Origin of the sequence: Methanothrix sp., from assembly GCF_030055635.1 — an archaeon.
Classification (GTDB): domain Archaea; phylum Halobacteriota; class Methanosarcinia; order Methanotrichales; family Methanotrichaceae; genus Methanothrix_B.
Window position 1 is genome coordinate 1 of sequence record NZ_JASFYM010000027.1, and the last position, 7,164, is coordinate 7,164.

The 7,164-nt window shown below is 53.5% G+C and carries 8 protein-coding genes and 1 pseudogene; 2 read left to right on the top strand and 7 right to left on the bottom strand.

The window, feature by feature from the left end; translation table 11 throughout:
* Positions 1–334 precede the first annotated feature (334 nt).
* Entirely contained in the window at positions 335–796 is a 462-nt protein-coding gene (locus tag QFX31_RS08570) for a hypothetical protein (RefSeq protein ID WP_348531689.1), read from the top strand.
* 124 nt (positions 797–920) lie between these two features.
* Here the strand turns inward: QFX31_RS08570 and QFX31_RS08575 are convergent, their stop codons facing one another.
* Both QFX31_RS08575 and QFX31_RS08580 read right to left on the bottom strand, forming a co-directional pair.
* Positions 921–1,391, bottom strand: coding sequence for a GNAT family N-acetyltransferase (locus tag QFX31_RS08575; RefSeq protein WP_348531690.1), 471 nt, complete (start codon positions 1,389–1,391; stop codon positions 921–923).
* 16 nt (positions 1,392–1,407) lie between these two features.
* The gene (locus QFX31_RS08580) at positions 1,408–1,920 is read right to left on the bottom strand and encodes a lamin tail domain-containing protein (RefSeq protein ID WP_348531691.1); all 513 of its coding nucleotides are present in this window, start codon (positions 1,918–1,920) and stop codon (positions 1,408–1,410) included.
* A 426-nt stretch (positions 1,921–2,346) separates the two neighbouring features.
* On the opposite strand from QFX31_RS08580, the gene QFX31_RS08585 reads away from it, so the two are divergent.
* Entirely contained in the window at positions 2,347–2,793 is a 447-nt protein-coding gene (locus QFX31_RS08585; RefSeq protein WP_348531692.1) for a hypothetical protein, read from the top strand.
* 391 nt (positions 2,794–3,184) lie between these two features.
* Here the strand turns inward: QFX31_RS08585 and QFX31_RS08590 are convergent, their stop codons facing one another.
* From QFX31_RS08590 to QFX31_RS08610, 5 genes and pseudogenes are all read right to left on the bottom strand, one after another.
* Complete coding sequence (locus QFX31_RS08590; protein WP_348531693.1) at positions 3,185–4,288, bottom strand: glutamate-cysteine ligase family protein; 1,104 nt, start codon at positions 4,286–4,288, stop codon at positions 3,185–3,187.
* Positions 4,269–4,772, bottom strand: a complete 504-nt coding sequence (locus QFX31_RS08595; protein ID WP_348531694.1) for a YkgJ family cysteine cluster protein — start codon at positions 4,770–4,772, stop codon at positions 4,269–4,271. The genes QFX31_RS08590 and QFX31_RS08595 overlap by 20 nt, the downstream gene beginning before the upstream one ends.
* Positions 4,769–5,776: a RimK family alpha-L-glutamate ligase gene (locus QFX31_RS08600; protein ID WP_348531695.1), complete on the bottom strand. Its 1,008-nt coding sequence runs from the start codon at positions 5,774–5,776 to the stop codon at positions 4,769–4,771. The genes QFX31_RS08595 and QFX31_RS08600 overlap by 4 nt, the downstream gene beginning before the upstream one ends.
* Positions 5,773–6,381, bottom strand: a complete 609-nt coding sequence (locus QFX31_RS08605; RefSeq protein WP_348531696.1) for a RimK-like ATPgrasp N-terminal domain-containing protein — start codon at positions 6,379–6,381, stop codon at positions 5,773–5,775. The genes QFX31_RS08600 and QFX31_RS08605 overlap by 4 nt, the downstream gene beginning before the upstream one ends.
* Positions 6,382–6,577: 196 nt before the next feature.
* Positions 6,578–7,164 (bottom strand): annotated as a pseudogene (locus QFX31_RS08610) (thioredoxin domain-containing protein); the annotation flags it as partial.

Genomic DNA, 7,164 nt, shown 5'->3' on the forward strand with positions numbered 1-7,164 from the left:
ACCCACAGAAATCGTGGAGGCGCCGGCTGAGCCCACAGCTCCTGTAAAGCCCCGAAGAGCTCTCATAATCACTGTCGCGGGAATGCTCGGCCTCATGCTCGGCGTCTTCGTAGCGTTCTTGAGGGAAGCTCTCCAAAGAGGGGAATCTACTTGAATTGCTTGCGTGAATTGGGCCGCTATCGTGTAGAGTCCTGGAAATATGAATAATTCAAACTGCATACAATTGGAACGACGGCGAAATGATTTCAGGACTCCACACTCGGTTGCGCATCGAATCCGCAGGGCGAAGGCTCTCGACAATAGTTTTATCTATCGCCATATCGACCATAATATCATGAGATGTCTCACCTATCCCTATCCGATCGAGACGCTCAGGCACTGGTACGTCACACCTGTCGGTGGGAGATCCTCAGAGCTGGATTCGGGGGAGCTGGGGCTGAACCGGGAGGCGATAGTCGAGAACACCGATCTGATACCGTTTGAGGACAGGGTTCTGCTCTCCCGACTCGAGGGCGGAAGCTCCAGACCGCTGTTCGCCAGGAAGTACTTCAGGATCGTCCCGCTCGACAGCTCAAAGCCGGACGCCCTATCGAAATCTCCGCTCGGCGAGGCCATACTCCCTGCATCCGATAACGAGACCGACCGGATAAAAGTTGGGGAGATGGTGGTGATAAACAGCGTTCTGAGCAGGGTGCACACCCGTGGGCTCCCATCGATCATAGACAGGATGATACGAAGCAGATCTGATACACACCTGCTGGACGTGATCTACGCAAGGGAGAGAAGGCAGAGCTGATGCAGACGTGAACTTTGAGCTCTGTTCTGGGCTGCGCACATTCCAGATCCGCAGTGAATCTCATTGCCATTGTATCTAGGCGAATGCCGGTGCGCATCGATCTGAGCCGGCACATCACTGCATCTCAGAGGATCTTTCGCATTATCAGAGCAGCTTCGCCATCTGAGTAGTAGCTTGGTATCACGTTATCAACCACGAAGCCCATGGATGCGTAGAGGCTCTGCGCCCTTCTGTTCCCTATCCTGACCTCAAGCGTTGCGCTCACAGCGCCGAGCCTGCTGAACAGACGGAGAATTGCGGAGAGGAGGCTCCTGCCGATGCCGCGCCCCTGGTAGGCTGGCCTCACAGCGAGCCAGAACACCCTCCCCTCGAGTGGCGTGTGCTTGAAACCTATCACAACACCCACAACACCCCCGGCGACCTCTGCGACGAGCATCGTCTGGGGGTGAAACTCATGGAATGTCATGAAGAGCTCCGGGCTGTAACCACCTCCCACCTCTCTGTCTATCTCCATAATGGCTGGCAGATCCTTAAGATCGAACTGCCTGATCACCGGCCGGAATGTGCGATCCCAGCCGTCTGAGCTTCTATCCATTGTCTGAAACGCCCTTTCAGTAGGGCAGGACGTTCGGCTTGCCCCTCGTCGATGGGATGTACGCCCAGTCAGCGGTCCTGTCTGTGTCCACACCATTTGGATATCTGGACCAGTCTGAGCCATCCTCCCTCTCGTCCATGAGCATCGGGGTCCTGTCAACCTCATTGCCCACCTGGTCGTACAGTATTACAGTAGCATTGAGCCCGTGGTCCCATCTCTGGTCGCCGGTGAGAACCCTGTAATCGCCTGCCTTCAGGACCGTCCCCACAGGCACCGTTATGGTCCCGGACCATGGGAACAGCGCTCCTGTCTCACCAGGCACCGTGGAGATGACGACCGCCTGCCATCCTCCGATATCCACATCCTCATCGCCGGAGTTGAAGAGCTCGATCCACTCCACTGCATACGGCTGGTCAGATGGCGGATTCAGCTCGAACTCATTTATGACCACACTACCCTCTGCGATGGCGAGAAGACATATCACCGAAAGCAGACATCCTGTATAGCATATGTTACCTGACATTGACATCACACCTCCCATGGCGGCCAATGGATATGAGGATTCCTATCAGCATATCACGCAATCTTTCGCTCTCATGTGCTTAGCGAGAGGCCAGCAAGACAGTTGCTGTAAGCACTCATCCATCTTCCAGGAGCGCACAGCATAACCAGTGAATCTATGGTCAAGTTATCAAATGGATAAAGAGCTCAATCTTCAGCTTGACATTGTTTATAAACAAGCTCCGCTCAATTTTTATATATTTTTATTTTAAATTTATACTGTATATCCACATGTTGCTGAATGACTGAACTGTTTTTCAGTCCACATTTGAAGTCCGGAGACTCCAAGCTCCCCTCGGCGCCACGGGTTAAAGTTATATACAAACCCCCTATGAATCAGTGACGTAAGGGCGTTATGTGGGATTACATACGCTTGCTGCAGGGAGGACCGAACATGAGAATTTTGATGCACAAAGCACTGCTCCTGATGATGGTTTTATCTGCAATGATGCTCACAGCCACGTCTCAGGAGAGCACGCAGGTTGCCCAGGTATATGATGTGGATCAGTACTTCAAGCAGAAGCCGACCTACGACATACAGCAGTTCGTCAGAACCAGGGATACGTATGATGTTGAGATGTACTTCAGGCAGAAGCCGCTTTACGACGTGCAGGCGTACTTCAAGCAGAAACCAACCTACGACATACAGCAGTTCGTCAGAACCAGGGATACGTATGATGTTGAGATGTACTTCAGGCAGAAGCCGCTTTACGACGTGCAGGCGTACTTCAAGCAGAAGCCAACCTACGACATACAGCAGTTCGTCATGACCAGGGACACGTATGATATAAGGCAGTACTCAACAAATCCCCCGTACCACACGGTTCCAACAAGCCCTTAGGCCACACAGCTCTCGGGGTAACCGGCTGAGACCGTCGGCTTCAGGTCTTCCGGAATGATTTCAGCCCCAGATTCCTCTTTTTGGTCACACAATAGCAGCACGTTGAACACTCATCACAGCTCCTGCAGTGGTACCGCTGATCTGGAATACCCCCACCATCGACATCTCCTTACAACATGCTCAGAACCGCAATAAACGCATCTGACGCCATTGACAATATCATCTCACGCAATATCTTGTAACACTCATCCTCATCCGGCATGGATGACTCGATGTCCATACGAGACTCCATCGGCAATCGGGAATAACATGCTGTTATGGGGCCATGAGCGCAAGAGCGAGCACCTGAGCTGCTCCATAAATAGGCGTAGAAGAGGCCGGCCGCTGGTTATCACCAGCGTGTGAGCATGGGCCTGTTTGTCCTCAGCGCCCTCTCCGCACACTCTAGGAGAGCGCTCATGCTTCCCGAATGCCTGTACATTCCAACAAGAACCTCTGCGAGGCTCCCGTTATCGATGCGTTCTCCGATCAGCGGGAGATATGCCCTCTCCTCGGGAGACGCACACCTCTCCGCCTCCCTGTAAAGCCTCTGGAGCTCAGGGATCATCTCAGATGTGCCGGTCCTGATGGCGAGGTACATCATCTCCCTCAAACTCTCCTCATCCTCTTCCAGAGAGATATCGCTTCTCAGCAGTGCATTTATGAAGGCCGCTATGCTCATATCAGATCTTATGCACTCCTGCTCATCGATTGCTTTGACCTCAATGCACCTTCTCTTGAACCGGACTATTATACCCCTGGAGTTCACCCACTCCCTGCAGAGAAGATCCGCGCCCTGCTGCTGGAGCTTCCTGTAGATCCCTCTGTTTATCATCACGTAATCCCTGACGCTCCTGATTCTCTCAGGTATGACACCATTGCATATCTCCGGGATCTCGCGCTGGTTCTCCATGTAGAACAGAAGCCTGTTGTCCATGTATCCTGTGCACCTGCCCTCAACGAACGGTGACGCTGCGGATACTGCTATCAGATAGGGCAGCAGGGCTCTCAGCCTGTTGAACATCTCCACGAGCATATCGCCTCCGCTGTATGAGATGTTTATCTGGAGAGCCTGGATGTTGAGCCAGCCGTGCTGTTTTATATTAAAAAGCCTGTCGTAGAGGTGGTAGTACTCGGCCTCGTCGTGCTCCCAGAAGCTGGTCTGGTCGAGCGTCAGAAGGGGATGCATTCCCAGCCCGAGGAACCTGTGCTCCCCGAAGCAGCTGTAAAGCCTCCTGACGCCGTCGTAAAGCAGACCCTCAAGCGCGGCTATGCTCTCACCCGGCGGCGGGACCAGCTCCAGGACATGCTTCTGAAGCTCCTTGGAGAGGCGCACATCTCCGAAATCTATCTCGTGCTCCACCCTGCCGTTCAACCTTTTGATCAGAAGATCCGAGATCGGGAGGGGATTGAAGCTCCGGTCGTTTATGGAGTACTCATGCTCTGTGCCTATCATTGAGGTCGATCTCCATGACCTTGAAGGTCTCCGGCTCCTCTATTTTGAGCACGGCTGCAAGCTCATCCTCCCTCAGATTCCCGACCAGGTCGAGTATCTTCTCAACAGCCAGCTTCAGCTGCCTCTCGTAAGCCTCTCTGTCCCTGAGAAGATAACCTGCAAGGGGACATATGCTCTCCCTCTTCAGGTAGATCTCCAGCTTCCCGTTCGCCACATCAAAGGTGAAAGGGCCTGCCGAGCACGTCTCAGGCTTGAGATGATGCAGCCTGCACCTTCCATCTTCCAGGAGCACGCATGATCCGTCATCCCTCGCCCTGAGCCTCCTGTAGCCTGCATGTTCGATATCATCAGGCCTGAGACCCGCTGACATCAGAATCTCCGCCCGTTTCTCCGTAAGAGGCGGTCTTGCATCGATGCAGCAGATGCCACCGCATGAGCTGCAGATATCGCTGAAGAAATCAGGATCCACCTCGATCACCCTCATCTCTCGAAGTCGATCCTGTATGCCAGCGGTTCCTCAGAGCCGAGCACGTTCTGGGTCGATGGATCGAACCTCGCCTCTCCCATGTAGCTATCCATTCTGGATGGCATGTAGCTGAGAGTGTCTGCGTACTGATCGCCGTTTATGAGGTACGAGATTATCCTTCTGTAGACATCCGGGTAGCAGACATCCTCGCCGCCATCGAGCGATGGGTTGTCGTTGACCTCTATTACATAGAGACTGCCGTTGCTCTCCTTGATATCCACCCCGTAGAGGCCCCTGCCTATGGCCTTTCCGGCCTCAATCCCGAGGTCTATGATCTCCGATGGGACTTCCTCTGGTGGAACGCTCTCCACCCCGCAGTATACAAGATGTCCGTTCACGGATGCCTGGATCTTGAAGGTCTGAGCTGGGATGACATACCTGCATGCGTAGAGGAACTCACCGTTGAGCACACCGATCCTCCAGTCGAAGCTGCTCGGCACGTACTCCTGCACCACGATCCAGTCTGAGAGCCTCAGAAACCGCTTCGCTATCCGCATGAACTCCTGGACGTTCGATGCCTTCTCGACCCTTGCTGAGAAAGATGTCGATGGCTCCTTCAGCACCAGAGGCGTGCCTAGCCTCTCGAAGAGCGCCCTGGCGTACTCAGGCACTATCTCCCTCTTGCTCGGGAAGACCGTCCTCGGTATTGGCAGTTTCTTCTTCATCAGGTGCAGGTACATGTTGATCTTGTCTGAGCAGATCTGGATCGAGGCCGGATCATCTATCACAGGAATTCCGTAGAGGCTCGCGATCCTCGATGCGACATACGTCGCATTCATCGGATCTGTGTTCGCCCTGATGAACAGCGCATCCAGCTTCGGAATCCTGTTTATGTCCACAGGGAATATGAACTCCGCAGTGTGACCCATGCTCTCGGCAGCATCCCTGCACTTTATGAGTGCAGTGAGCTGCTCAGAGCTGCTCAGCGTCTGCCTGTTGACGAATATTCCCAACCTGCTCAACTGCTCACCCTCTTATCAAGGATGCTCTTCATCAGCTCCCTCTCCTTCTCGGAGAGCTGAGAGTACATCACGGGTGCAAGTGATGACAACCGGTATCCTCCAAGATCTCTTACTAGCACCAGACTCACCAGTGGTATGTTGAAGACAGCGTAGATCTTCTCCGCCAGCGTCTCCACCTCCTCAGAGCAGTCGACCGTTCTTCCGAAGATGGATGTGTAGACCGCGACCTCTGCCTCATCGCTTATCTTCTGATAGCAGAATGGGTACTTGCCGTAGTTTGTCACGTGCTTTATCGCCTTCTTTGCGCTTGTGAAGTCCTTCACGACAAAATGCTCGGAGGGCGTGGAGAAGTAGTTCAGCCCGTAGACTATCGCTGGAAGTGTTATGTATGCGTAGGATACGACCCACTCGCATACAGGTATCCCCGCCATCCTGGCCTTCTCGAGACATATCGGCACAATGTACGCGTCGAGAACCGCACTGCTGCTGGGAACTGTCCTGATGCCCTCGAACTCGTTCTGCACTATCGTGTAGTATGGCTCTGTTTTGTAGAAGTAGTTCTCGTTGATGATGTATACGGTCCCATTTTTATTCAACGTATACATAATATTCTTCTTCGGAATAGTGTGACGTTTGTTCATACGAGCGGCCACCAGCTCTGGAAAACAGCCTGGATGCACTCAGGTGGCCTTATCACCACTCCACTACGGTGTTTTTTATAGTATCTATGCTCCATAAGGAGATCCTCGGCACCACAGGTGCCGAACGGATTTACTGTAGATGTCATGAGGTATTTAGAGCTTACCCTGATCCGCTCTCAGAACCCCTGAATCCTCTCACGCCGAGAAGCTCGATCATGCTTCTGATATCTGTTGCTGGAAGGCTGCATGTGTATCCCCTGCAGATGTATGCCGTTGCCATCCCATCCACAGCTCTCAGGGATGATGCCCATTCTGGAGTTCGCTCTCCTGCGACGACAACCTTTCTCGGCACATAGACGGACCAGAGGGCACGCAGCATGGATTTTGTATCAGCTGCATCTCCCACGATTGCGATCTCATATGACGGGCCGAGCGCGAGGTCGAGAGCGATCAGGAGCCCGACCTGCGCAGGCAGCGAGTCCATGCGTATGTTCCTGAAGCTTCTAGAGGCGATCTCCTCCAGATCCGTCCTGCCGAGAATCTTCCCGAGCAGGAGAAGGTCGATGGTGGCCATGGAATCGCCCGACGGGATCGCGCCATCGCGAACCTCCTTCCGTCGCAGGATGTGATCCCCCTGCTCTTCCATGGTGTAATAGAAACCGCCATCTGGATCTGAGAAATGAGAGATCATCTCCTCGCAGAGTATCTCGGCTCTCTCCAGATACCTTCCGTTGAACCCGGCCTGGT